The organism is Candidatus Accumulibacter sp. ACC005, from assembly GCF_907163215.1.
Lineage (GTDB): Bacteria > Pseudomonadota > Gammaproteobacteria > Burkholderiales > Rhodocyclaceae > Accumulibacter > Accumulibacter regalis.
In genome coordinates this window covers 200,613-224,897 of sequence record NZ_CAJQUB010000015.1, presented here as the reverse complement: position 1 = coordinate 224,897, position 24,285 = coordinate 200,613, and the positions used below count along the sequence as shown (strand labels likewise).

At 63.4% G+C, this 24,285-nt stretch carries 20 protein-coding genes; 7 read left to right on the top strand and 13 right to left on the bottom strand.

Annotation, left to right across the window (positions count from 1 at the left end):
• Positions 1 to 330: 330 nt before the first annotated feature.
• From hemE to rsmB, 7 genes are read right to left on the bottom strand one after another with little or no spacing between them, the layout of a single operon-like run.
• Positions 331 to 1,407, bottom strand: coding sequence for a uroporphyrinogen decarboxylase (gene hemE, locus QZ613_RS18880; RefSeq protein WP_291983574.1), 1,077 nt, complete (start codon positions 1,405 to 1,407; stop codon positions 331 to 333).
• 59 nt (positions 1,408 to 1,466) lie between these two features.
• Positions 1,467 to 2,921 (bottom strand): potassium transporter TrkG, encoded by a 1,455-nt coding sequence (locus QZ613_RS18875; protein ID WP_291983572.1) that lies wholly within the window; start codon positions 2,919 to 2,921, stop codon positions 1,467 to 1,469.
• 9 nt (positions 2,922 to 2,930) lie between these two features.
• Entirely contained in the window at positions 2,931 to 4,361 is a 1,431-nt protein-coding gene (gene trkA / locus QZ613_RS18870; RefSeq protein WP_043567742.1) for a Trk system potassium transporter TrkA, read from the bottom strand.
• A gap of 36 nt (positions 4,362 to 4,397) precedes the next feature.
• Positions 4,398 to 5,654 (bottom strand): response regulator, encoded by a 1,257-nt coding sequence (locus QZ613_RS18865; protein WP_043567741.1) that lies wholly within the window; start codon positions 5,652 to 5,654, stop codon positions 4,398 to 4,400.
• Position 5,655: 1 nt separating this feature from the next.
• Complete coding sequence (locus QZ613_RS18860) at positions 5,656 to 7,809, bottom strand: ATP-binding protein (protein ID WP_291983570.1); 2,154 nt, start codon at positions 7,807 to 7,809, stop codon at positions 5,656 to 5,658.
• Positions 7,806 to 8,462 carry a DUF4390 domain-containing protein gene (locus QZ613_RS18855; protein ID WP_291864057.1) on the bottom strand — a complete coding sequence of 219 codons (657 nt, stop codon included), beginning with the start codon at positions 8,460 to 8,462 and terminating at the stop codon, positions 7,806 to 7,808. The genes QZ613_RS18860 and QZ613_RS18855 overlap by 4 nt, the downstream gene beginning before the upstream one ends.
• A complete protein-coding gene (rsmB, locus tag QZ613_RS18850) occupies positions 8,437 to 9,765 on the bottom strand; it encodes a 16S rRNA (cytosine(967)-C(5))-methyltransferase RsmB (protein WP_291983567.1) in 1,329 nt (442 codons plus the stop codon). Before rsmB ends, QZ613_RS18855 begins: the two co-directional genes overlap by 26 nt.
• Before the next feature lie 132 nt (positions 9,766 to 9,897).
• Between rsmB and QZ613_RS18845 the strand changes: the two genes are divergently transcribed.
• Both QZ613_RS18845 and QZ613_RS18840 read left to right on the top strand, forming a co-directional pair.
• Positions 9,898 to 10,797 (top strand): cation diffusion facilitator family transporter, encoded by a 900-nt coding sequence (locus QZ613_RS18845; RefSeq protein WP_043567737.1) that lies wholly within the window; start codon positions 9,898 to 9,900, stop codon positions 10,795 to 10,797.
• Complete coding sequence (locus tag QZ613_RS18840) at positions 10,787 to 11,785, top strand: S1/P1 nuclease (RefSeq protein ID WP_291904126.1); 999 nt, start codon at positions 10,787 to 10,789, stop codon at positions 11,783 to 11,785. The genes QZ613_RS18845 and QZ613_RS18840 overlap by 11 nt, the downstream gene beginning before the upstream one ends.
• Before the next feature lie 54 nt (positions 11,786 to 11,839).
• On the opposite strand, the gene htpX is transcribed toward QZ613_RS18840, so the two are convergent.
• From htpX to def, 3 genes are all read right to left on the bottom strand, one after another.
• A complete protein-coding gene (htpX, locus tag QZ613_RS18835) occupies positions 11,840 to 12,688 on the bottom strand; it encodes a zinc metalloprotease HtpX (protein ID WP_291904124.1) in 849 nt (282 codons plus the stop codon).
• 102 nt (positions 12,689 to 12,790) lie between these two features.
• The gene (fmt, locus tag QZ613_RS18830) at positions 12,791 to 13,726 is read right to left on the bottom strand and encodes a methionyl-tRNA formyltransferase (RefSeq protein ID WP_291983565.1); all 936 of its coding nucleotides are present in this window, start codon (positions 13,724 to 13,726) and stop codon (positions 12,791 to 12,793) included.
• Positions 13,723 to 14,226 (bottom strand): peptide deformylase, encoded by a 504-nt coding sequence (gene def / locus QZ613_RS18825; RefSeq protein ID WP_043567729.1) that lies wholly within the window; start codon positions 14,224 to 14,226, stop codon positions 13,723 to 13,725. The genes fmt and def overlap by 4 nt, the downstream gene beginning before the upstream one ends.
• Positions 14,227 to 14,310: 84 nt before the next feature.
• On the opposite strand from def, the gene QZ613_RS18820 reads away from it, so the two are divergent.
• The 4 genes from QZ613_RS18820 to QZ613_RS18805 all read left to right on the top strand — a co-directional run bounded on the left by QZ613_RS18820 (position 14,311) and on the right by QZ613_RS18805 (position 19,806).
• A complete protein-coding gene (locus QZ613_RS18820; protein ID WP_291983563.1) occupies positions 14,311 to 15,450 on the top strand; it encodes a LysM peptidoglycan-binding domain-containing protein in 1,140 nt (379 codons plus the stop codon).
• A 2-nt stretch (positions 15,451 to 15,452) separates the two neighbouring features.
• Positions 15,453 to 16,544 (top strand): DNA-processing protein DprA, encoded by a 1,092-nt coding sequence (gene dprA / locus QZ613_RS18815; RefSeq protein ID WP_291866900.1) that lies wholly within the window; start codon positions 15,453 to 15,455, stop codon positions 16,542 to 16,544.
• Positions 16,545 to 16,556: 12 nt separating this feature from the next.
• The gene (locus QZ613_RS18810; protein WP_043567724.1) at positions 16,557 to 17,006 is read left to right on the top strand and encodes a DUF494 domain-containing protein; all 450 of its coding nucleotides are present in this window, start codon (positions 16,557 to 16,559) and stop codon (positions 17,004 to 17,006) included.
• A 211-nt stretch (positions 17,007 to 17,217) separates the two neighbouring features.
• Positions 17,218 to 19,806: a DNA topoisomerase III gene (locus QZ613_RS18805; protein WP_291983561.1), complete on the top strand. Its 2,589-nt coding sequence runs from the start codon at positions 17,218 to 17,220 to the stop codon at positions 19,804 to 19,806.
• Between the two features lie 117 nt (positions 19,807 to 19,923).
• Here the strand turns inward: QZ613_RS18805 and QZ613_RS18800 are convergent, their stop codons facing one another.
• A complete protein-coding gene (locus QZ613_RS18800; protein ID WP_043567721.1) occupies positions 19,924 to 20,838 on the bottom strand; it encodes a hydrogen peroxide-inducible genes activator in 915 nt (304 codons plus the stop codon).
• Between the two features lie 16 nt (positions 20,839 to 20,854).
• Positions 20,855 to 21,574 carry a pseudouridine synthase gene (locus QZ613_RS18795; RefSeq protein WP_291983613.1) on the bottom strand — a complete coding sequence of 240 codons (720 nt, stop codon included), beginning with the start codon at positions 21,572 to 21,574 and terminating at the stop codon, positions 20,855 to 20,857.
• A 192-nt stretch (positions 21,575 to 21,766) separates the two neighbouring features.
• Between QZ613_RS18795 and QZ613_RS18790 the strand changes: the two genes are divergently transcribed.
• Positions 21,767 to 22,120 (top strand): DUF1840 domain-containing protein, encoded by a 354-nt coding sequence (locus QZ613_RS18790; protein ID WP_043567716.1) that lies wholly within the window; start codon positions 21,767 to 21,769, stop codon positions 22,118 to 22,120.
• Between the two features lie 216 nt (positions 22,121 to 22,336).
• Here the strand turns inward: QZ613_RS18790 and thiC are convergent, their stop codons facing one another.
• Positions 22,337 to 24,253, bottom strand: a complete 1,917-nt coding sequence (gene thiC / locus QZ613_RS18785; protein WP_291983558.1) for a phosphomethylpyrimidine synthase ThiC — start codon at positions 24,251 to 24,253, stop codon at positions 22,337 to 22,339.
• Positions 24,254 to 24,285: the final 32 nt, after the last annotated feature.

Below are 24,285 nucleotides of genomic sequence, written 5' to 3'. Positions count from 1 at the left end.
AAACGCCGTTTGCAGACGAATGGAAAAAAGGATCGCTAGTTAGCGGTGGAAGCTCGTGCCACTTCTCGTAGTGCAGGATAAGATCTTCAGTTATTTGGGGTTTCTGCGCGATTCACAGATTCTGTGGATAACTCTGTGGATCGGAGTGCCTAAAAGCACCGCAACCGCCCTTCCCGTAAGGGTTTCAGAGCCGTTGCCGGAAAAACAGGCGATTGTAAAACGCTGTTAAATTAAATACTTACGATTACCACCCTGATTTACAAGCGACTTTCGCGATGGAGAGGAACTCAGAAGTGGCTTCTGTGAACAAGTCAAGCGGTAAACGCGGACTCAAACCCCTTTCTGGCGCAGCATCCGACTGTGCTCGTGTACCGCGTCAACCAACGCCTTGACGTGGTCCGGCGGCGTGAACTGCGAGATGCCGTGGCCAAGGTTGAAGACGTGCCCGGTCGCACCAGGGCCGTAGGCGTCGAGAACCTTCCTGGCCTCGCAGGCAATCGTTTCCGGAGAAGCGAAGAGCACCGCCGGGTCGATGTTGCCTTGCAGCGAGACCCTGTCGCCGACGCGTCGGCGCGCCTCGCCGATGTCGATTGTCCAGTCGAGGCCGACCGCGTCGCAACCAATCTCGGCGATCGCTTCCAGCCACAGGCCACCACCTTTGGTAAACACGATCGATGGCACGCGCTCACCATCCCTGTTCTTGATCAGCTTGTCGACAATTCGCTGCATGTACGCGAGCGAGAACTCGCGATACGCTGCCGGGGAAAGGGAGCCACCCCAGGAATCAAAGATCATCACCGCCTGGGCACCCGATTCGATCTGCGCGTTGAGATACGCCGTCACCGCGTCGGCAGTCACCGAGAGAATATGATGCAGGAGGTCCGGCCGGTCGTAGAGCATGCCTTTGATGCGCCGGTAATCGGTACTCGAGGCGCCTTCAACCATGTAACAAGCGAGCGTGTAAGGGCTCCCGGAGAAGCCGATCAGCGGCAGCGAATTGTTCAGCGCGCGCCTGATTTCCGCTACGGCGTCCATGACGTAACGCAGGTGATCCCAGGGATCGGGTGCGCTGAGGTCGCGAATCGCCCATTCCTCGCGCAGCGGACGTTCGAAACGCGGCCCTTCGCCGTCGGTGAAATAGAGTCCGAGACCCATCGCGTCGGGAATGGTCAGGATGTCCGAGAAGAGGATCGCCGCGTCAAGATCGAAGCGCGACAAAGGCTGCAGCGTCACCTCGCAGGCCAGGCCAGGGTTGGTGCACAACTGCATGAAACTGCCGGCGCGGGCGCGCGTTTCGCGGTACTCGGGCAGGTAGCGGCCGGCCTGACGCATCAACCAGACCGGGGTGTGCGTGGTCGGCTCCTTGAGCAGAGCGCGCAGAAAGGTATCGTTGGCTGGGCGGGTCACGGCAAACTCCGGCGGCGAGCTGAATGGGGCTCGGAAACCGCGATTATCCCCTTTCCCCGCTACTTCCGCCAGAAAGCCGGCGTCATCACCACCAGCAGGGTGAAGATCTCCAGGCGACCGAGGAGCATGGCGAAGGTGCATACCCAGATCTGGAAATCGGTCAGTCCCGCGTAGTTGTTGGCCGGCCCGACCTGGCCCAACCCCGGACCGGTATTGTTGATACTGGCGACGACCGCCGAGAAAGCGGTAATGATCTCCAGCCCGGAGAATGAGAGCAGCAGCGTCATGCTGGCGATGCAGACCATGTACATGAAACCGAAGGCAAGCACGGCGAAGAGAATGTTGGGCGGTACGACGTCACCGCCCACCTTCACTGGATGCACGGCGCTGGGATGCATGGCGCGCGTCAGCTCCCGGTACACCTGCTTGTAGAGCACAAGTGCGCGAATCATTTTGATGCCGCCACCGGTCGAGCCGGCGCTGGTCGCAAAACTGCACAGGAAAAGCATCCACAGCGGTGCGAAAAACGGCCACAAGGCATAGTCGGTGGTCGCGAAACCGGTCGTCGTGGCGATCGAGACAACGTTGAAGGCCGCATAGCGCAGGGCTTCGTCGAAGCTGGCATAGACGTCGTTGAAGACAAGAAAGGCAGCGATGCCAACAACACTGCCGAGAGTCACGAGTAGAAACCAGCCCGCTTCCGGGTCCGAGCGATAGGGGCGCAGGGAACGCCCGGAGAGAACAACGAAGTGGGTCGCGAAGTTCATTCCGGCAAGGAGCATGAAGACGATGGATACCGCTTCGATGGTCGGCGAAGCGAAATAGGCAAAGCTCGCATCGTGGCTGGAAAAGCCGCCGAGTCCCATGGTGGCGAACATGTGCATGATGGCGTCCGGCCCGCTCATACCTGCCCAGTAGTAGGCCAGGGCGCAGCAGGTCGAGAGCAGCGAATAGACGATCCACAGGCCTTTCGCCGTTTCGGCGATGCGCGGGGTCATCTTGGTATCCTTCATCGGTCCCGGCGTTTCGGCCTTGAACATCTGTCGACCGCCGATGCCCAGCAAGGGCAGGATGGCGATGGCCAGAACGATCAAACCCATGCCGCCGAGCCAGACCATCTGCGTTCGCCAGAGATTGATCGACACCGGCAGGTCGTCCAGACCGGTGAGAACGGTCGCGCCGGTGGTCGTCAGTCCGGAAACCGCTTCAAAATAGGCGTCCGTGAAACTGAGTCCGAGCTGGAGTACCAGCGGCAACGCGGCGTAGATCGGCAGCAGCGTCCACACCAGCGCGACCATCAGGAAGCCGTCACGAATCGTCAGGTCGCGGGTTTCCCTGCGCGTCACGTACCACAGGCCCAGGCCAGTGGCGATGGTCAGCAAAACCGCTTCATCGAACGATGCGAAAGCGCCGTCGTCGAGGAACCACGAGACCCCCAGCGGCACGAGCATGGTCAGCCCGAACATCAGGATGACCAGCGAGAGTACCCGGACCACCGGGTAGAAGCGTTGCATGCTGTCGGCTCAGAAAAAGTGGAAGCCAACCTCGAACAGTTTCTCGACCTGCTTGACCACCTTCTTGTCGATGCAGAAGACGATCACATGGTCACCCGTCTCGATGACCACGTCCTTGTGGGCGATGAGCACCCGCCCGGTCTGCTTCTTCGCTCCCAGACGGAAGAAGTTGAAGTCCTCGGTCTCGCCGAGGTCGCGCACGATGGCAGCGATGAAGGCGCCATGAATCACCGGCAACTCGCCGACGCAGCGACCGACTGCGCGCGAATTCTTCTTGTCGCCATGGGCGACGATCTCGAGCGCTTCCGCAGCGCCACGGCGCAGGCTATGCACCTGAACAACGTCGCCATGGCGGACATAGGTGAGCAGGGTGCCGATCGAGACCTGTGCCGGCGAGATGGCAATGTCAATCGGCCCGCCCTGCACCAGTTCGGCGTAGGCCCGCCGGTTGATCAGCGCCACCACCCGCTGACAGCCCATGCGCTTGGCCAGCGAGGCGCCCATGATGTTGTCTTCGTCGGCGTTGCTCAGGGCAAGGAAGAGCTCCATCTCTTCGATGCCTTCCTGCTGCAACAACTCCTCGTCGGTGGCATCGCCATTGAGGACCAATACCGACTTCAGCGAGTTGGCGACGAATTCGGCGCGGCGGCGGTCGACCTCGATCAGTTTGACCTCGCACTTGCCCTCCAGCGCTTGTGCAACGCGATGCCCGATGTTGCCGCCACCGGCAATCATCACCCGCCGCACGGGCTCCATCGAGCGGCGCAACTCGCGCATCACGGTACGGATGTGTTCGTCCGCAGCAAGGACGAAGACTTCGTCGCCGTCGGCAATGATCGTTTCACCGGTCGGCGTTATCGCGCCACCGTGACGATAGATGGCGGCGATCCGCCCGTCGATCTCCGGTGGCAGGTGGTTGCGCATTTCGGAGATCGGGCTGCCCACCAGCAGCCCGCCGGCGTAGGCACGCAGGCCGACCAGCGCCAGGCGTCCGCCGGCAAAGCTGAGCACTTGCAGCGCTTCCGGGAAGTCGATCAGACGCGCGATGTACTCGGTGATCACCTGTTCCGGGCACAAGGCGTAATCGACGGCGAAATTCTCGGGGGCCAGGAGTGTTTCGCTCTCGAGGAAGTCGCGCGCGCGCAATCTGGCGATGCGGGCGGGGACGTTGAAGATACTGTGGGCCACCTTGCAGGCGACGAGGTTGGTCTCGTCGCTCTGCGTCACGGCGATCAGCAGGTCCGCATCTTGGAGGCCGGCATTGGCCAGTACGGAGGGACACGAGGCGTTGCCGATCACCGTGCGCAGGTCGAGACGATCCTGCAGGAAAGCCAGACGCTCCTGATCGCTGTCGACGACGGTGATGTCGTTGTTCTCGGAGACCAGACTTTCGGCAACGCTGGCGCCGACCTGACCGGCACCCAGAATGACGATCCTCATTTCCTTCTCACTCCCTGACCAGCACGCGGCGAGAAATTACTCGCGCTCGTCGCCACGCCGACCGATGTTGAGGCCAAGCTGCCTCAGCTTTCGATACAGGTGGGTGCGTTCGAGGCCCGTCCTCTCGGCCAAGCGCGTCATATTACCGCGTTCGCCAGCCAGATGATATTCGAAATACATTCGTTCGAAGGCTTCTCGGGCTTCCCGGAGCGGCTGATCGAGAAACAGCGCCGGCAGCGGCGCGGCGGCACCGCCCGAGTCGGTCTGCAGGATGCGCTCGACGTCTTCCGCGGCAATCTCCTCGTCGAGCGCCGAGAGCGCGAGGTTCTTCACGGTCGTCAACAGCTCCGCCCATTCGCCATGCCAGTGGTGCAGACGCAGGGCATTACGCGCACCACTCGAGAACAGGCGTAAGGGCACTTCACCGCGCTCGGCGAGATGGGCGAGGAGCAGGGAGGCTATCTCGGGAACGTCGTCGGCGTGGCCGGAAATCTGCGGTAGCGCCACCCAGACTTCGCCGAGACGATTGACCAGCAGCGGATCCCAACCGGCGTCGACCAGTGCCGGCAGCGAGCGACTGGAGGCGGCGACCATTTGCAGGTTGTGCCGCTCCAGGCGTTCGAGCGCGAAAACAAGATTCATCTGCTGCAGTTTGCCAAGCAGCGCCAGGTCGGCGATGAAGACCACCCCGCCACTGGCGTTGTGCAGCATCTCCTGGGTCAGCGGCGTACTCGCCGCCGAGAGATCCAGCCACGGTGTGCGGTGCGTCTGCAAGGTACGCGCGCAGATTTCCGCGATGCTGCCCGAGGCGCTTTTCAGCAGCAGGACCGAGGTCTTGGCGGCCGCCTGTTCGAGACGCCTCTTGAGGTCCTTGAGCAGCGGCGAGCGCGCGAAGGCGTCGAGGGTCAGCGGCTTCTTCTCGAGCACTGTTTCGTGCTTGAGCGCCTTCTTCACGGTCGCCAGCAACTTCTGCAGGGCGATCGGTTTCTCGAGGAAGTCGGTGGCGCCGATGCGCGTTGCCTCGACCGCCGAATCGATCGTTCCATGCCCGGACATCATCACCACCGGCATGGTCAGCAAGCCGCTCGCCGCCCACTCCTTGAGCAGGGATATGCCATCAGTATCAGGCATCCAGATATCCAGGAGGACCAGATCGGGGCGCATGTCGGCGCGCACCTTGCGCGCCGCTGCGGCATTTTCGGCCAGGGAGATCGAGTGTCCCTCGTCGGCAAGAATCTCGGAAAGCAGCTCGCGAATGCCCATTTCATCATCGACGATCAGTATTTGCGCCATGTCAGGCCTCGGAGGAAAGATTGTGCGAGCGACGTTCGCTCGTCGGCAACGCAGCCAGCGGCAGGGTGATGCTGACCACTGCGCCAACAGCTTCGCGATTGTTGACCTTGATGCGCCCCTGATGTTCGTCGACGATCTTCTTGACGATCGCCAGACCGAGGCCGGTGCCACGTGCCTTGGTGGTCACGTAAGGCTCCAGTACGCGGGCTATCACTTCGGGCGGAAAGCCCGGCCCGCGATCGGCGACCACCATTTCGGCCATATTGCCGAGCAGGCGCGTGCTGATCGTGATACGCGGCGAGTCGACCATTTCCTGCGCGTCCTCGGCATTGCGCAGGAGGTTGTGGATGACTTGCCGCAACTGCGTGGCGTCACCGCAGACTGGCGGCAACCCGGCAGCGAGCTTGAGCTTGATCGCCGCACGCGAGGTTTCATAGAGGCCGAGCACTTCGCTGATCAGCGCGTTGAGGTCCAGAGCAGCGAGTTCGGGAGCCGGCAGACGCGCGTAGTCGCTGAAATCATTGACCATCCGCTTCATGGCTTCGACCTGGCGAATGATGGTCTGCGTCGAGCGCTCAAGCATGTCAGCGTCGGCACCGCTGAGCCGATCGGCCAGCTTCATCTGCAAGCGCTCGGCCGAAAGCTGGATCGGCGTCAAGGGATTCTTGATCTCGTGCGCCAGTCGACGCGCCACTTCGCCCCAGGCTGCACTGCGCTGAGCGGCGATCAGGCGCGTGACGTCATCGAACACCACCACGTAGCCACCGAGCGACTCGCCCGGCAGTTTCGTGCCGCGCAGCAACAGGATCTGGGGCAGGCTACCGGCCGCATCGAGCTCTATCTGTTCCTGCCACTCGTTGTTGGCGTGTTCGGCAAAGGCATCGAGAATGGCCTCGCCAAGCCTCCTCTGGCGCGGCCAGTCGCCCGCCGCTGCGCCGAGAAGCTCGCTGAAGTCGTCAGCCAGTATGGTCAGCGCACCTTCGTTGACGGTACGCAACACGAAGCGCGCATCGAACACCAGCACCCCGGCAGAGAGATTGGCGAGAATCGATTCCAGGTAGGCTCGCGCCGCTTCGAGTTCGGCACGCTGGCGCTCGTTATCGCGTCGCGCTTCGTCGAGTTGGCGGGTCATCTGTTTGAACGAGCGCGTCAGCACGCCCAGTTCGTCGCTACTGTGGACCTCCTTGCGAGGCGTGTAGTCGCCGGCGGTGACAGCCTGCGTTCCCTCGGCGAGAATCGACAGAGGCGCCGACAGACGACGCGCCAGCACGAAGGCCAGCGCGATCGCCGTGAACAGGGCGAGAAGCACGGTCAGCGTCAGCGTCATGGCATAGATGCGCGTCAGCCCCTCACGGCCCAGCGACAGCTCCTGATAGTCGGCATAGACGGTCTGGACGCTATCGGCGTTGACGGCGAGGGTGGCCGGCACCGGTTCGGTCAACTGCAGGATACGGGTCTCGGCACCGAGGCCCGGCGGCGTGACGGCGACCAGAACGCGCAAGGAGAGGTCTTTTTCGCCGTCGCTCTCGAGCAGCGCCACGCGGCGCTCCTTGCGCACCCTGCGCAGTTCCTCGCCTGTTGGCTGTTTGGGCAACAGGGTCGCCAGGTCGCCGGTGGCGGTGGCCAACAATTCGCCGCTGGTCGCAAACAGCGCCGCCGACTGCAGGCCATACTGTTCGCGCAGACGATTGAGGTCGAGCCGGCGCTGCGTTTCGGAACGCTCGCCAAGTTCCAGGGCCATCGTCTGTGCCTTGGCAGCGAGATCTTCAAGCAGCGAATCGAGCGCACTACGACCGAGATTGAGCCCCGCTTCAAGCGCTTTTTCGACGCGAACATCGAACCAGGTTTCTATGCTCTTGGTCACGAACTGCACCGACACCGCGTAGATCAGAACGCCCGGCAGGACGGCCATCAGGCCAAACATCAGCATCAGGCGCAACTTGAGTCGCGAACCGAACACCTTGGCCCGGTGTTCGCCCCAGAGCAGCCGCAACTGCCAGGCAATCAGCGCCAGCAGCGACAAGGCAACGATGACGTTCAGTCCCAGCAGCCACGCGTAGTTGCTGGCAAAAAGCGCGGTATTGGCGCTGGCCGAGGCAAGGAGAAAGAGCAGGATGGCGCCAAACGAGGCAGCGGCGACGATCAGGAATTTCATTTCTCTTCGCCGCTGGATACGGCCGCTGGCAAGGGCAAAGGCGGCGCCACCGGCACCACCTGCGTACCCGCCCCCCCCAGTTGGGCGGACTCGCTCGGGATGAATGTCCAGCGCGCCCATTCCGACGCGAGGTTCCAGTCCCGGTTGGCCAGGGCGTTGACCTGAAACGTCTTCGGCATCTGGCTCAGGTCAAGGCGCATGCGCACCGCAGCCAGGTAGGTCTGCTCGGCATGCACCGCGCTTTTTTCGAAAACCAGCCAGTTGCGCAAGCGCGATAGAATGCGCAGCGCTTCGTCGAGCGAGGCAAAGCTCTGGTGCAATGCGCCGCTGGACAAACGATACTGGCGGGTGAGAGCGTGGTAGGAAAGGAGTAGGGACTGGCTGCGGCTGGCCACCTGTTCGTCGAGCCAGTACCAACGCGAACGGCTGAGTTCGAAATCGACGACGAAGTACAGCCCGACGCCCCTGGCAACGGCGTCTTCCAGGCGCGCATTAAGACTGACGCTGAAGTCGGCGGACAGCACATAGCCTTCGTCGCCAACCGAGAGCAGGGGATTGCGGGCGCTGATGTCTGCTGCCTGCAAGCCGGGTGAGGCGATCAGCAGCCACAGCCAGAAGAAAAACGCGCTAAGCCGCTTTCTGCAACAGGGCATAGAAGAATCCGTCATGTTCGGGCTGCGGCACGAGTTCTTCTTCGATCAGGCGCCGCGCGTCGGGCTGGCGGAAGACGAAGGCGTCGATCTGCGCACGGTTCTCTTCCGGGAAAACCGAACAGGTGGCATAGAGGAGCTTGCCTCCCGCTTTCAATAGTGGCCAGAGGCGATCGAGGATCTCGGCCTGGATGCGGACGAAGCCTCGAATATCGCTTTCCCGGCGCAGGTACTTGATATCGGGATGGCGACGAACGACGCCCGAGGCAGAGCAGGGCACGTCGGCAAGAATCGCGTCGAAGAACTGGCCATCCCACCATTGCTCGGTCGCACAGCAGTCGGCAGGCGTAACCTTGGCGGTCAGACCAAGCCGGCGCAGGTTGTCCTCGACGCGACGCGTACGAACGGCGTCGATATCGACAGCCAGCAGGTCGACATCGGCCGCTTCAAGCAGATGCGCGGCCTTGCCACCGGGCGCGGCGCAGGCGTCGAGCACGCGCTGGCCCGCTACCGGCGCCAGCAACTCGGCCGCGCGCTGGGCGCCGGCGTCCTGGACCGACACCAGCCCGTCGGCAAAACCCGGCAAGGCATCGACCGGCATCGGCCTGTCGAGCACCAACGCCTGCCCACCGAGCGATCGCGCGCAAAGGCCCGCCGCCTGCAGGCGTGCGAGGTAGTCGGCGACCTCGATCCGGCGCTGGTTGACGCGCAGGGTCATCGGCGGCTGTCCGTTGCCGGCAGCGACGATTCCCGGCCAGCGATCCGGATAAGCGCGACGCAGGCGTGCCAGCCACCAGCGTGGGTGCTGTTGCGTGGCTTCGTCGTCGTCGGCCATCGCCACTTGCAAGACATGACGCTGCCGCTGATAGTTGCGCAACAGGCCATTGACCAGGCCCTTGAAAGCGCCACCGGCGAGCTCGCCGGCAGCGGCAACAGCCTGGTCGACAATCATGTAAGCCGAATCAGGACGCGTGTGCAGGCGATACAGGGCGGCCAGCAAAAGCGCTTCAACTTCGGGATGCGGCAGGGCACGGGTCAGCAGGCGGCCGAGGACGAACTCGCCACAGCCGTAACGGCGCAGGCTTCCATAGGTCACGTCCTGCGCGGCCGCACGTGCTGCCGGAGATTCGCCGCCAAGCGTGCCGAGCGCCTGCGTCAGGCTCTTCCCGGAACGAACCGCGGCGATCAGCCGCGCCGCCAGCAAGAGGCTGAAGGCCAGCGAATCGCTTGCCAGCGCGGAGTCCGCCGGAGGGTTACGGCGCTCAGCCGCCGTCTGCTGCCCGCTTGCGGGGCGGCGTACGCGCACCGCACGGGCTGACGGAGAGGGGAATGGAGGCGAAGTCGACAAGGCCTAGAATACTTTGCTCGGGAGGGAGCACCGAGTTTAGCACGATGCCTGGCGATGGCGGCCGGGGCGGTAGGGGGCGATAATGGTCGCATGTCCTCACCCTCGCTGAAACCTTACGTCTGGCTTTCGATTGCGGCGGCGCTGGCCACCATCGCTCTCAAGGCTGTCGCCTGGCTGCTCACCGGCTCGGTCGGTCTGCTTTCCGATGCACTCGAATCGCTGGTCAATCTGGCCGGCGCCTGCATGGCACTGGCCATGCTGTCGATTGCCGAGCAGCCGGAGGACGAGGGGCATCGTTTCGGGCACGGCAAGGCTGAGTATTTCTCGAGCGGCTTCGAAGGACTGCTGATCCTCTTCGCCGCTATCGCGATTGCCATTGCGGCCGGCGAACGCCTGCTCAACCCACAGCCGCTCGAGGCCGTTGGCGTCGGTCTCACGGTGTCGGCAATCGCCGCGATGATCAATCTGATCGTCGGGCGCGTCCTGCTGCTCGCCGGACGGCGGCACCGCTCGATCACCCTGGAAGCGGATGCCCGTCATCTCCTGACCGACGTGTGGACCTCGCTTGGGGTCGTCGTCGGCGTTGGCGCCGTGGCGCTTAGCGGTTGGCTATGGCTGGACCCGATTCTCGCCCTGCTCGTCGCCGGCAACATCGTGTGGACCGCCTGGCAACTGCTGCGCCGCTCGGCCAACGGACTGATGGATGGCAGTCTGCCACGCGAACAACAGGCGCAGGTTCTCCGCGTCCTTGAAGGCTATCGTAGCCAGGGAATCGACTACCACGCCCTGCGCAGCCGGGAAGCGGGGGCGCGCAGCTTCATCTCGCTGCACGTCCTCGTCCCCGGCGCGTGGACGGTAGCGCGCGCTCATCAACTGGTCGAAGGCCTCGAAAGCGAGCTTCGTCAGGAACTGCCGCACGCCTCCGTGTTCGTCCATATCGAACCTCGCGAGGACCCGGCTTCGCACCAGGATCTCGGCCTTGACCGCTGAGCCGGTCGCCGGCGCGGCGTGGCGCCGCCGGCCGGGTGGGCTGACTGCTCTGCCCGCCTTTCTGCCCAGCTTGCTGTTGCCGCTGCTGTTGCTCGTCGCGCCACCGGCATTCGCCTGGAACGCCGCCGGCCATCGGATCAGCGCCTTGATCGCCTGGGAACGACTCGACGAGCGGACGAAGGCTGCGGTGGCGGCCGTGCTGCGCCAGCATCCGGACTACGAGCGCTGGCAGACACGTAGCAAAGACGCAGACGCGGACCGCGCCGCTTTTCTCGAAGCCTCAACCTGGCCCGACGACATCCGCCGGGATCGGCGTTTCTACACCGCCGGACATGCGCCGCCGACGCCGACGCTGCACGGCTTTCCGGACATGGAGCGTCGACTTGCCTGGCACTATGTCGATCGTCCATTGCACCCTGAGCACAAGGCGCGCCCGTCACCGGGCGCGCTAGCCCGCCAACTGGCTGCGCTGCCGAAGATCCTGTGCGACCCGGAAAGCAGCGCCGCCGAACGGGCCTATGCACTCCCCTGGCTGATCCATCTGGTTGCTGATGCGCATCAGCCGCTACACGCGGCGAGCCGAAATCGAGCGCACGGGGACGACGACAGCGGCGGCAATGAGCAGCGGATTTTCAACCCCTTGCAGCCGAAGTATCCGTCTACCAATCTGCACAGCTATTGGGACGAGCTCCCCGGCAAGCCGTGGCTACGCGGAAAACGCCTGGCGAGCACGGTCAAGGTACTGACGCTCCTCTACCCACCCACGGCGCAAGCGGGAGGCGACGCCACGCAATGGCTCGAGGAAAGCTGGCAGCTCGCGCGACAGGCGGCGTATCCCGGTGGCGACAACGCCGTGCTGACGATCAGCGCCGAATTCCAGGCACGGGCCCTGGAGATCACCGGCCAGCGTCTCGGCCAGGCCGGTTATCGTCTGGCCGGACAGCTGCAGCGCGTGTTTTCGGGGGCGGGGCGGCAGTGTTCCACGTGAAACACCGACGCTTGAAAAACAGGGCACAACCGAGCGGCGAGGCGGCGCGGCCGCTCAACCGCGCGCCAAAGCACGCAGACGCGCGACGCGTTCCTCGGTTGCTGGGTGCGTACTGAAGAGGCCCTTGATGCCGCCGCCCGAGAGCGGATTCATGATCATCATCTGCGCCGTCTCGGGATGCGCCTCGGCAGGCACCATCGGGATACCCCGCGCATAAGCGTCGATCTTCGTCAGCGCATCGGCCAGCGCATTGGCGTCACCGGAGATCTCCGCACCCCCGCGGTCGGCCTCGAACTCGCGCGCCCGCGAGATGGCCATTTGAATCAGCGATGCTGCCAGCGGCGCGAGCAGAGCGACCAGGATGCCCGCCAAGGGGTTTCCTGGCCGCCCTTCGGAATCACGGCCGCCGAAGAACATTGCGAAGTTGGCGAGTGCGGAAATCGCTCCGGCCATGGTCGCCGAAATCGTCGAAATCAGAATGTCGCGATGCCGGACGTGCGCCAGTTCATGCGCCATGACGCCACGGACTTCCCTTGCCGACAGCAACTGCAGAATTCCGGTCGTCGCCGCGACCGCCGCGTTCTCCGGATTGCGGCCGGTGGCAAAGGCGTTCGGCTGCGCCTCGTCGATCAGATAGACCTTCGGCATCGGCAGTTCGGCACGCTGTGCGAGCTCGCGAACCATGCCGTAGAACTGCGGCGCCGATGCCTCGTCGACTTCGCGCGCCTTATACATCTTGAGCACCATCTTGTCCGAGAACCAGTAGGCGAAGAAATTCATCGCCCCGCCAAAGAGCAGCGCCAGCAACATCCCCGTCTGGCCGCCGACCATTGCCCCAATCGCCCCGAAAAGAGCCACGATGGCCGCCATCAGGATCGAAGTTTTTACCCAGTTACCGAGCATTTCCGTGACCTCCGCGAGAACAACAGCACACCACCATGGTGTGGCAACTTAGATGATGCCGGACGGCAAGGATTTCAAGGACGGTCCCGCGCTTGCCCCTCATCACGCCTGGTGGATTGCCGGCAAAGCGCAGCGGGAACCCGCCGCGATCCGCGTTCCGACCAGAAACTGTGTCGCTGGCAAACGTTTTCCGCCGGCCTTCTGCAGCTCGTCCAGGCGCAGAGCGCCTGCGCCACAGGCAACGACCAGCGAGTTGCGGTCGGCGACCAGAATCTCGCCGGGCTCGCCATCACCGGCGACCACGGCGGCGCGCCAGACCTTGAGCAGATGGCCGTCGACGGTGCACGAGGCCCCGGGAAAAGGGTTGAAAGCCCTGACGCAGCGAGCCAGCTGCAGCGCCGGCAAACGCCAGTCGAGCGTCGCTTCCGCTTTGTCGATCTTGGCAGCGTAGGTGGCCCCAGCGCCTGCTTGCGCTTGCGGCGACAGCGGCAGACGGGCCAGTGCCTCGACGATCAAGCTTGCGCCGAGTAGGGCAAGTCGGTCGCCAAGCGATGCCGCCGTGTCGTCGGCAGCAATCGGCAGGCTCTCGGAAAGCAATATCGGGCCGCTGTCCAGTCCTGCATCCATCTGCATGATGCACACCCCGGTCTCCTGGTCGCCGGCGAGAATCGCCCGCTGCACTGGCGCAGCGCCACGCCAGCGCGGCAACAGCGACGCATGGATGTTGATGCAGCCGGAAGCTGGCATGTCCAGAACGACCTGCGGAAGAATCAGCCCATAGGCGGCGACGACCATGACCTCGGCGCCAAGCGCGCGTATCTGCTCCTGTGCCGCGAGGTCCTTCAAGGTCGATGGCTGCAAGACTTCGATCCCGGACGCCAGAGCCAGCTGCTTGACCGGCGAGGGTCGTAGCGCCAGGCCGCGTCCCGACGCGCGGTCGGGCTGCGTGAGGACCGCAAGCACCTCATGACCGGCAGCGATGATGGACTGCAGGGCGACTCTCGCGAACTCGGGCGTACCGGCGAAAATCAGCCTCACGCGGTAATTCTCGCCTGCTTGGCGAGCTTGTTCCTGATCCGCAGCTGCTTGAGCTGCGAGAGGTGCTCGACAAAGACCTGCCCCTGTAGGTGATCGATTTCATGCTGCAGGCAGACGGCCAGCAAACCCACGGCCTCGATGGTCTGCTCTGCGCCGTCAAGGTCGAGATAGCGGACCACGACGTGTTCGGCACGCGCAACCTTGTCGTAGATCCCGGGCACCGACAGGCAACCTTCCTCGCAGACCTGCAAACCGTCCTGCTCGAGAATCTCCGGGTTGATCAGGGTAAGCAGCTGATCTCTGGTTTCCGAGGCGTCAATGACGATGAGCTGCTTATGCACATCCACCTGCGTCGCGGCAAGGCCGATTCCTGGTGCTTCGTACATCGTCTCGGCCATGTCACGCGCCAGGCGACGAAGGTTGTCGTCAATCCGTTCGACGCGCACGGCCATCGTCTTCAGACGCGGATCGGGAAAGCGGAGTATCGGTAGTAGAGACATAAAAGGCTTGATCGAAGAAATAACTACGTGCAGAATCTAATGTAGTGTCTTGGGTATTCCAACGCCGGTTGCGTCGGGCGCACGATGGCTTCGGCCATAGACGCGGCCAACAGCGAACTTGGGCAACCCCTGCAGCCGGAGCATTACGCCGCCTCGCCGCCATCCCGCCACACCGCCATGTACGAAGGCTCGTACGAGGATAACATGATGATCCGCATTATATCCGCGTTCATTCTGGCCACGGTCAGCGCGCTGTGCCTGGCCGCCGGGCAAGCCCCGCTGCTGGCCGAAAGCGCCCCCACCCGACATGTGGTCGTACCCGGTGACACGCTCTGGGGAATTTCGGGGACCTTCCTCAAGGAGCCCTGGCGCTGGCCGGAGATCTGGCGGATGAACCGGCAGGAAGTCAGGAATCCGCACCTGATCTATCCCGGTGACGTGATCGTCCTTGATCGTGACGCGCAGGGCAACGCCTTCCTGCGTCTGCAGAGTGCACGGCTGGAGCCGCAGATTCATTCCGAAATGAACGAAGAGGCGATACCGGCGATTCCGCCAAACGTCATCAGACCTTTCCTCTCCGATCCACTGATCGTCGAAGCGAACGCGCTCGACGCGGCTGCACGCATCGTCGCCACGCAGCTCGATCGGGTCTTTCTCGGCAACGGCGACCTGGCCTACGTGACCAATGCCGACCCTGCCCATCGCGACTGGAAGATCTACCGCAACGGCAAGCCTTTGCGTGACCCGGAGAGCAACGACATCCTGGGTTATGAAGCGTTCTACCTGGGCACCGCGAAACAGCTTCAACCGGGCAACCCGGCGACCTTCGAGGTGCGCTCGGCCACGCAGGAAGTCGGCTTTGGCGATCGCCTGCTGCCGGCGACGCCGCCACCGCTGATCGCCTACGTTCCGCACAAGCCTGATTTCGCCGTCGATGGCCGCGTGATCTCCGTCTATGGCGGCGTCGACGCAGCCGGTCGCGGCTCGATCATCTCGATCAACCGTGGCACCAGCGATGGCATCGAGATCGGACACGTGCTGGCTCTCGAACGTAATCGCGTGATTCACGAACGCGACGAGCAGGGTGACAAGGCGGTGGTAGACATTCCGCCTTCACGCATTGGCCTGCTTTTCGTCTTCCGCACCTTCGAACGAATTTCCTATGGCCTGGTCGTGCAGTCCGAAGGCACTGTAGATATCAACGACTTCGTCCGCACACCCTAGAAATGGACACCGGCGAGTCGCTCGCCGCCTGGTTGCGACTGACGCTGATTCCGGGTATTGGCGGCAAGACCCAGCGCAAGCTGCTCAACGCTTTCGGGCTTCCAGAAGCCATCTTCGCAGCGGATCGCGCCGCCATTGCCGGCGTTGTCGGCGACAAGGCGGCCAGCCTGCTCCTCGCTGCCGACAATCGCGCAGGGGTGGAAAGCGCCCTGGCCTGGTCCGCGGCGCCTGACCACGAGCTGCTCACCCTCGCCGACCGCGAGTATCCGCAAGCCCTGCTGCAGATTTCCGATCCACCGACACTGCTCTACGTCCGTGGTCGCATCGATCTGCTCAACCAACCGGCGCTGGCCATCGTGGGCAGTCGCAACCCCACTCCACAAGGGATCAACAACGCCGAGCGCTTCGCCGCCGCCCTGGCTGAAGCCGGACTGACGATCGCCAGCGGCCTCGCCCTGGGTATCGACGCAGCTGCGCATCGCGGCGCGCTGCGCGCGGCGGCAAGCACGGTGGCTTTCATCGGCACCGGGATCGACCGCCTCTACCCTGCCGCCAACCAGCAACTGGCTCTCGAGATCGCCGCCCGAGGCACAGTCGTTTCCGAGTTTCCACTCGGCGCGCCACCCGCCGCCGCCAACTTCCCGCGCCGTAACCGTCTGATCTCGGGCTTCTCGCGCGGCGCACTGGTCATCGAAGCGACCGTCGACAGCGGTTCGCTGATCACCGCACGCCTTGCGGCCGAACAGGGACGCGAGGTATTCGCCATTCCGGGATCGATTCACTCGCCACATTCGCGCGGCTGCCACAAGCTGATCAGAGAAGGTGCCAAACTGGTAGAAACCGTTCAGGACGTCCTCGACGAGCTCACCTGGCCACTGCTGACGGCGACGACCTCCACGAGCCCTGACGACCCTGCGCCGCAAGGCAGCGGCCTGCTGCCAAGCATGGGATTCGATCCTTGCAGCCTCGACGAGCTGGTCGAACGCAGCGGCTTGACGGCTGACGTCGTTTCGGTGATGCTCCTCCACTTGGAACTGGATGGTCAGGTCGCCACTCTGCCAGGCGGCCGCTACCAACGCATTTGCCAAGCCTGAGAGCCTTTTCTGATGATCGACATTCTGGTCTACCTTTTCGAGAACTATCACGACTTCAGCGCCCGCCCAAAGACCAAGATGCTGAAGCGCCGCTTGAGCGCCGTCGGTTTCGAAGACGAGGCGATCACCGTCGCCCTGGGCTGGCTGGACGGCTTGAAAACGACGCCACTCATTGAGCGGCCACGCGACCAGCGCGCGCTACGCGTCTACCTGTCAGAGGAGCAACGCAAACTTGGCCCGGACTGCCTCGCTTTCATCGCTTTCCTCGAAGCGGCGGAAATGTTGGCGCCCGCCTTGCGCGAACTGGTCGTCGAGGGCGCGATGCTCCTCGACGACGACCCGGTCCCTCTGGGCAAGTTCAAGATCATCGTCTTGATGATCCTCTGGAGTCGTGAGCAGGCGCTAGAGCCCCTGATCGTCGAGGAACTTCTCGACGACGGTGAGCACAGACTGCTGCACTGAGCACCGCGCGCCTTCGCTACCAGGACGCTGCTACCGCTCCGGCGACGGCAGGGCAGGCAGCGGTTTCGGCGACCCTCTCGCGAACAGCACTGCCGCCCGCCTTGCTTGCCAAGGGCGGTAGAGTGCTCTTATCATGGCCCGCCGAACCCTGTAGTGTTGGGCCATCCGGCCAGCCGCATTTTGGCCACTTTCCCGGACTGATGAAGACCCCATGAGCAAGAAACTGATCATCACCGAGAAACCCTCCGTCGCCGCTGACCTCGCACGCGCCCTCGGTGGCTTTGTTCGACACGAGGACTATTTCGAGAGTGACGACTACGTGCTCTCCTCGGCCGTCGGGCATCTGCTCGAACTGGCCTGCCCCGAGGAGTACGAGGTCAAGCGCGGCAAGTGGTCTTTCGCCCATTTGCCGGTGATCCCGCCGCACTTCGCGTTGCAGCCGATTCAGAAAACAGAGGCGCGCCTAAAGCTGCTGGTCCGCCTGATCAAACGCAAGGATGTCGACGGTCTGGTCAACGCCTGCGACGCCGGGCGCGAAGGCGAGCTGATCTTCAACTACATCGTCCAGCACGCCAAGACCAGCAAGCCGGTGGAACGTTTGTGGCTGCAGTCGATGACCCAACAGGCTATCCGCGACGGCTTCGCCCGCCTGCGCAGCGGCGCCGAAATGCGCGGTCTGGCCGATGCGGCCGTCTGCCGCTCGGAATCGGACTGGTTGGTCGGCATCAATGGCACGCGCGCGATGACCGCCTTTAACTCCAAGACCGGCGGCTTCCACCTGACGACCGTCGGCCGCGTCCAGACACCGACTCTGGCGCTGATGGTCGACCGTGAAGACCGCATTCGCAAGTTCAAGCCGCGCGCCTACTGGGAAGTCGAGGCGCTCTTCGTTTGTGCCGCCGGCAACTACCGGGGCAAGTGGTTCGACGAGAACTACAAGGGCAAGGACAACGACGAACATGCGCGTGCCGACCGCCTGTGGGACGAAGCGCGCGCCATCGCACTGCAGAAGAAGTGCACCGGCCGGGACGGCGAAGTCAGCGAAGAGTCCAAGGCCTCGACGCAGCTGTCGCCGCTGCTCTACGACCTGACCAGCCTGCAACGCGAAGCCAACGGCCGTTTCGGCTTTTCGGCGAAAGCGACGCTCGGACTGGCGCAGGCGCTCTACGAAAAGCACAAGGTATTGACCTACCCACGGACCGACGCCCGTGCGCTGCCCGAGGACTACCGTGAAACGGTCCGGGCGACGCTATCGATGCTCACCGGCGAGGGGGTCACGAAAGGGAGCGACGAAGCCACCCTGGCCCGCTACGCGCCTTTCGCATCGAACATCCTGGCTCGCCAGTGGGTCGTCGCGAACAAGCGCATTTTCAACAACGCCAAGATCTCCGATCACTTCGCGATCATCCCGACGCTGCAGGCACCAAGACACCTCTCCGAACCGGAGATGAAGCTCTACGACATGGTCGTCAAGCGTTTCCTCGCCGTTTTCTATCCCGCCGCCGAATCGTTGATCACGACGCGCATCACGCGCGTCGAGGAAGAGCCATTCAAGACCGAAGGCAAGGTCCTGGTCAATCCCGGCTGGCTCGCGGTCTATGGCCGCGACGCGCAGGAAGGCAGCGAAGGCAATCTCGTCGCCGTGCAGCCCGACGAAATCGTTCATGGCGAAGAGGTTCTCCTCAACGCACACGAAACCAAGCCGCCGCCGCGCTACTCGGAGGCCACTCTGTTGACGGCCATGGAAGGCGCGGGCAAGTCGATGGACGACGAGGAACTGCGCGCGGCGATGGCCGGACGCGGCCTCGGGACGCCAGCGACACGCGCGCAAATCATCGAGAACCTGATCGCCGAACAGTATCTTCACCGCGACGGCCGCGAACTGCAGCCGACGGCCAAGGCTTTCTCGCTGATGACGCTGCTCAACGGCCTCGGCATTCCCGAGCTGACGGCGCCGGAGCTCACCGGGGCATGGGAATGGAAGCTGGCGCGCATGGAAAGCGGCGAGATGTCGCGCAAGGAATTCATGGGCGAGATCGCGGCAATGACCGAGCGCATCGTTGCTCGCGCCAAGAGCTACGATAGCGACACCATCCCCGGCGACTTCGGCGAACTGACGACCCCTTGCCCCAAGTGCGGCGGTCTGATCAAGGAAACCTACAAGAAGTTTCAGTGCCAGGCCTGTGACTTCGCACTCTGGAAGATCGTCGCCGGCCGCCAGTTCGAAGGTAGCGAGATCGAGGAGCTGCTCACCGAACGCAGGATCGGCCCCTTGACCGGCTTCCGCAACAAGATGGGACGCCCTTTCAACGCGATCATCAAACTTAACGCCGACAACGCCCCTGAGTTCGACTTCGGCCAGGGAAGCGCTGGGGACGCCGCCGAAGAAGTCGACTTCTCGCAAAGCGAAGCCCAGGGCGCCTGCCCGAAGTGCGGCGCACGAGTATTCGCGCACGGCATGGCCTACGTTTGCGAGAAATCGCAGGGACCGAACAAGAGTTGCGACTTCCGATCGGGAACGATCATTCTCCAGCAGCAGATCGAACCCGAACAGATGCAAAAGCTGCTGAGCAGCGGGCGGACCGACCTCCTGCGCGGCTTCGTCTCGGCACGCACCCGGCGGAAGTTCTCCGCGTATCTGGTCCGCGGCGGCGATGGAAAAGTCGGCTTCGAGTTCGAGAAACGGGAACCCAAGGCAACGACCAGGAAGCCCCGAGTGGCCACCGCGAAGACTGACAACAACACGCCGGAAGGCAGCGAAACAACCAGCGCCAGCGCACGCAAGAAGGTGGCCGACTAGGAGCACACCCGCAACAAGGCAGCCTTGCTGCCGTGTTGCGCCGCTGTTTCACGTGAAACAGCGGCGCGGCGGGCCGCAGCCCCGGAATCGCCCGGCCGAAAAGCCGTTCACCGGACACTAATCGCGGACAATCACTCCGGGCGGCGGTGCGTCCAGGATCGCCGCACGCAAGACGTCGATCGCCTGCGGCCGCGGGAAGGTCGCCCGCCAGGCGATCACCACCTGGCGAAGCGGTGCCGGCTCGCTGAAATTGCGGAACTCCAGCAACAGGTCATCACGCGGCCACGCCGCCGCCGCGGAGGCCGGCACCACAGAGATTCCGGCGCCACTGGCCACCATGTAGCGCACCGTTTCGAGCGAGCTTCCCTCGCTCGCCCCGTCGGTACCGCCTGGGCCGGAAAGCTGTGGGCACGCCTGGACCACCTGATCGCGAAAACAATTACCGTTGCCGAGCAGGAGCAGGTTCTCGGACGCCACCTCATTGGGGTCGATCAGGGTTTGCTGCGTCAGCCCATGCCCGCTCGGCAAGACCATGCAAAAAGGCTCCTCGTAAACCACCCGTGAAACGATCCCTGCTTCCGCAAATGGTAAGGCGACGACGATCGCGTCAAGTTCGCCGCGACGCAACTGCGCGCTCAGGTTTACTGTGAAATTCTCATGCAGGAAGAGCGGCATCCGCGGCGCACGCAAGTGCAAAGCCGGAATCAGGCGGGGCAACAGGTATGGCGCGATGGTGTAGATGACCCCCAGGCGCAACGGTCCAAGCAAGGGGTCCTTGCCCTGTTCGACGAGTTCCTTCAGCCTGCTCGCCTCGTCCAAGACCCGCTCCGCCTGAGCGGCAATCTGTTCGCCGAGCATCGTCAGCCGCACTTCAGCCGAAGACCGCTCGAAGAGAATCACTCCGTAGCGCTGCTCGAATTTCTTCAAGGCCACCGACAAGGTCGGCTGGCTGACGTGGCATTTCTCCGCGGCCCGACCGAAGTGCTTCTCGAGGGCCAGCGTCGCGATGTAGCGCAACTCGGTCAAGGTCACTGCCGATCCTCCCGTTTCAGAAAGAGCCACCCTTGTCGGCCGCCAGCAGTGCCAGCTCCGCCGCTTCCAGCCACATCCACCGCCCAACCTCGAGCGACGCCGGCAAGCTGAAACCGCCGATGCTCGTCCGATGCAATGCCTCGACCCGATTGCCGGCCGCAGCAAGCATGCGCTTGACCAGATGATAGCGACCCTGCGTCACCGTCAAGCGCAGGCAGCGCTCGCCGAGAAGAGTGCAGTCCAACGCGGCAACCGGCTCGGGGTCGTCGTGCAGCACCACGCCACTCAGCAGCGCACCCACCTGTGACGCGTCGACCACATGCCGCGTTGTCACCTCATAGACCTTGGGCACCGCCTTTTTTGGTGAACTCAAGCGGTGAATGAACTGACCGTCGTCAGTCAATACCAGCAACCCGGTCGTGTCCTCGTCGAGCCGACCGACCGCTTGCACGCCGCGCTTGATGAGAGGATCGGGAAGCAGCGAGTAGACGCTGGGGTGGTGTAAGGGTCGCTGCGAGCATTCATGGCCTGCTGGTTTGTGCAGCGCCAGATACGCGAAACGCCGATAAAGCCAGGCAACTCCGTCTACCGCAAAGCGCAGGCCCTCCGCCTCGAAGCGGGCAAAGGGATCAGCGCAGGGCTGCCCGGCAACGCTGACGCTCCCCGAGCGAATCAGTGCGCGGCAGTCAGCCCGGCTGCCAAAGCCCTGCGAGCGCAGCAGACGCTCCAGTTCGATCATCGAAACCGCTCAAGAGTGGCGCAGCAAGCCAAGGTGCGGCGTAGGCCGCGAGCTTTCCGTGACGTAAGAATTGTACTCATGTCCGCAGTGTACACGACCCCGCGCTCCGTCCCATCGCCGGCTATTGTTCTTCCCCGCCGCAACGAGGACAATGGAAGGCATTGAACCCAATCTGAAGGGAAGCCGAGCATGCTGGTCAAATTCAACTCGAGCACCTCCGGGCAGATCATGATGTTCGCTCCGGCCGCCCGCCAGTTGCTCGAAATCCTGCACAAGGACTGCACCGCGCGCGGCGTGATTACCAGCGAGCAGTTGCCCGAAGCCATCGAACGCCTGCGGCGCGCCGTTGCTGGCGGCGGTAGCAACGGCACCCTTCCCCCTCAAGCCGGTACCCCCGCCCAAGATGACGACAGCAACGACGATCGAAGGGCCGACGGTCCGCCAATCGGATTGGCTCAGCGCGCCTTCCCGCTGATCGAACTCCTGGAGTGGACGCGCAAGGAGGACGGCTACATTCTCTGGGAAGCGGCCAAGGATTTCTAGGGGGCCCGCGGCTCGCTTCTGCCGCCGCATCGTCGATCGCCGCCTTGGCTCGTGGCCTTGATGGCGATCATCACATCATCAGTGGCGTCGTCGCCCTGCCGAACCACGCTCGGTGCTGGCGGTGCTCGATGAAGCGCGGCAGGCGCGCCGTAACCGCCCAGCGAGCGAGGCGAGCACAAGCTCAGACGCAGGGTGTCCGGCGTCATTCCCCCGCACTCAGACCTTCCGATACACCTCGGCGCCAGCCTTGACGAACTCGATCGCCTTCGCCTCCATCCCCTTGCTCAGCGCCTGCGCCTCGCTGACTCCCTGCGCTGCGGCGTACTCCCTGACTTCCTGGGTGATCTTCATCGAACAGAAGTGCGGACCGCACATTGAGCAGAAGTGCGCGACCTTGGCCGACTCCTTGGGCAGTGTTTCGTCGTGAAACTCGCGCGCCTTGTCGGGGTCGAGGCCGAGGTTGAACTGATCCTCCCAACGAAACTCGAAACGTGCCTTCGATAGCGCATTGTCGCGAATCTGTGCGCCGGGATGACCTTTCGCCAGGTCGGCAGCGTGCGCCGCCAGTTTGTAGGTGATGATTCCCACCTTGACATCGTCCTTGTCCGGCAAGCCGAGGTGTTCCTTGGGCGTCACGTAGCAGAGCATGGCGGTGCCGAACCAGCCGATCATCGCCGCACCGATGCCGCTGGTAATGTGGTCGTAGCCGGGCGCGATATCGGTGGTCAGAGGGCCAAGCGTGTAGAACGGCGCTTCCTTGCACTGCTCGAGTTGCAGATCCATGTTCTCCTTGATCATGTGCATCGGCACATGGCCCGGACCCTCGATCATCACCTGCACGTCGTGCTTCCAGGCAACATCGGTGAGTTCGCCCAGCGTCTTGAGCTCGCCCAGTTGCGCTGCGTCGTTGGCATCGTAGATCGACCCCGGGCGCAAGCCATCACCGAGGCTGAAAGCGACGTCGTAGGCCTTCATGATCGCGCAGATCTCTTCGAAGTGCGTGTACAGGAAACTCTCACGGTGATGCGCGAGGCACCACTTGGCCATGATCGAACCCCCGCGCGAGACGATACCGGTCAGGCGGCTGGCAGTCAGTGGCACGTAGCGCAGCAGAACGCCGGCGTGAATGGTGAAGTAGTCAACGCCCTGTTCGGCCTGCTCGATCAAGGTGTCGCGGAAGATTTCCCAGGTCAGCTCTTCGGCCTTGCCGTTGACTTTCTCCAGCGCCTGGTAGATCGGCACCGTGCCGATCGGTACCGGGCTGTTGCGAATGATCCACTCGCGCGTTTCGTGAATATTCTTGCCGGTCGACAGATCCATCACCGTGTCGCCCCCCCAGCGGATCGACCAGGTCATCTTCTCGACTTCTTCCTGAATGCTCGAACCCAACGCCGAGTTGCCGATGTTGGCGTTTATCTTGGTCAGGAAGTTTCGACCGATGATCATCGGCTCGCTTTCCGGGTGATTGATGTTGCAGGGAATGATCGCCCGCCCGCGAGCCACCTCCGAGCGTACGAACTCCGCCGTGATCTCGTCCGGAATGCTGGCCCCGAAACTGTTGCCCGCATGCTGGCGGCAAAGGATTTCTGCGAAGCGTTCGCCCTGCGCCCCGGAAGCCTTCAGTTGCTCGACGTAGGCGCGGCGGTTGTTGTTCTCGCGGATGGCGACGTATTCCATTTCCGGAGTGATGAGGCCGCGCCGGGCGTAGTGCATCTGACTGACGTTGGCGCCGTTCCTGGCACGCAGCGGCCGGCGCTGCAGGCCGGGAAAACGCAGTTCGTCGAGAGCCGGGTCGGCGGCGCGCCCACGCCCGAAATCGGAACTCAGGTCGCCGAGCGCCTCGCAATCACCGCGCTCGGCAATCCACTGCGCGCGCAGCGCCGGCAGGCCCTGGCGGATATCGATCGCCGCCTGCGGATCCGAGTACGGTCCCGAGCAGTCGTAGACGTAAATTGGCGGGTTCTTCTCGCCACCAAAAGCGGTGTCGGTATCGGCCTGAGAAATTTCGCGCATCGGTACGCGCAGATCGGCGCGGCTACCGGTAACGTAGATCTTGCGGGAATTCGGCAACGGCTGGATGGCGGCCTGGTCGACGTGAGCGTCAGCAGCGATGAATTTCTCGTTAGCGTTCATGGTGTTTCCTTGCAGAGGGGTACGGCAAAAGC

Bases quoted from the DNA above. Each gene is read 5' to 3' on its own strand.
- QZ613_RS18875 (WP_291983572.1), bottom strand. From the start codon at position 2,921: ATGCAACGCTTCTACCCGGTGGTCCGGGTACTCTCGCTGGTCATCCTG.
- trkA (WP_043567742.1), bottom strand. From the start codon at position 4,361: ATGAGGATCGTCATTCTGGGTGCCGGTCAGGTCGGCGCCAGCGTTGCC.
- QZ613_RS18865 (WP_043567741.1), bottom strand. From the start codon at position 5,654: ATGGCGCAAATACTGATCGTCGATGATGAAATGGGCATTCGCGAGCTG.
- QZ613_RS18860 (WP_291983570.1), bottom strand. From the start codon at position 7,809: ATGAAATTCCTGATCGTCGCCGCTGCCTCGTTTGGCGCCATCCTGCTC.
- QZ613_RS18855 (WP_291864057.1), bottom strand. From the start codon at position 8,462: ATGCCCTGTTGCAGAAAGCGGCTTAGCGCGTTTTTCTTCTGGCTGTGG.
- QZ613_RS18845 (WP_043567737.1), top strand. From the start codon at position 9,898: ATGTCCTCACCCTCGCTGAAACCTTACGTCTGGCTTTCGATTGCGGCG.
- htpX (WP_291904124.1), bottom strand. From the start codon at position 12,688: ATGCTCGGTAACTGGGTAAAAACTTCGATCCTGATGGCGGCCATCGTG.
- def (WP_043567729.1), bottom strand. From the start codon at position 14,226: ATGTCTCTACTACCGATACTCCGCTTTCCCGATCCGCGTCTGAAGACG.
- QZ613_RS18820 (WP_291983563.1), top strand. From the start codon at position 14,311: ATGGCTTCGGCCATAGACGCGGCCAACAGCGAACTTGGGCAACCCCTG.
- dprA (WP_291866900.1), top strand. From the start codon at position 15,453: ATGGACACCGGCGAGTCGCTCGCCGCCTGGTTGCGACTGACGCTGATT.
- QZ613_RS18810 (WP_043567724.1), top strand. From the start codon at position 16,557: ATGATCGACATTCTGGTCTACCTTTTCGAGAACTATCACGACTTCAGC.
- QZ613_RS18805 (WP_291983561.1), top strand. From the start codon at position 17,218: ATGAGCAAGAAACTGATCATCACCGAGAAACCCTCCGTCGCCGCTGAC.
- QZ613_RS18790 (WP_043567716.1), top strand. From the start codon at position 21,767: ATGCTGGTCAAATTCAACTCGAGCACCTCCGGGCAGATCATGATGTTC.
- thiC (WP_291983558.1), bottom strand. From the start codon at position 24,253: ATGAACGCTAACGAGAAATTCATCGCTGCTGACGCTCACGTCGACCAG.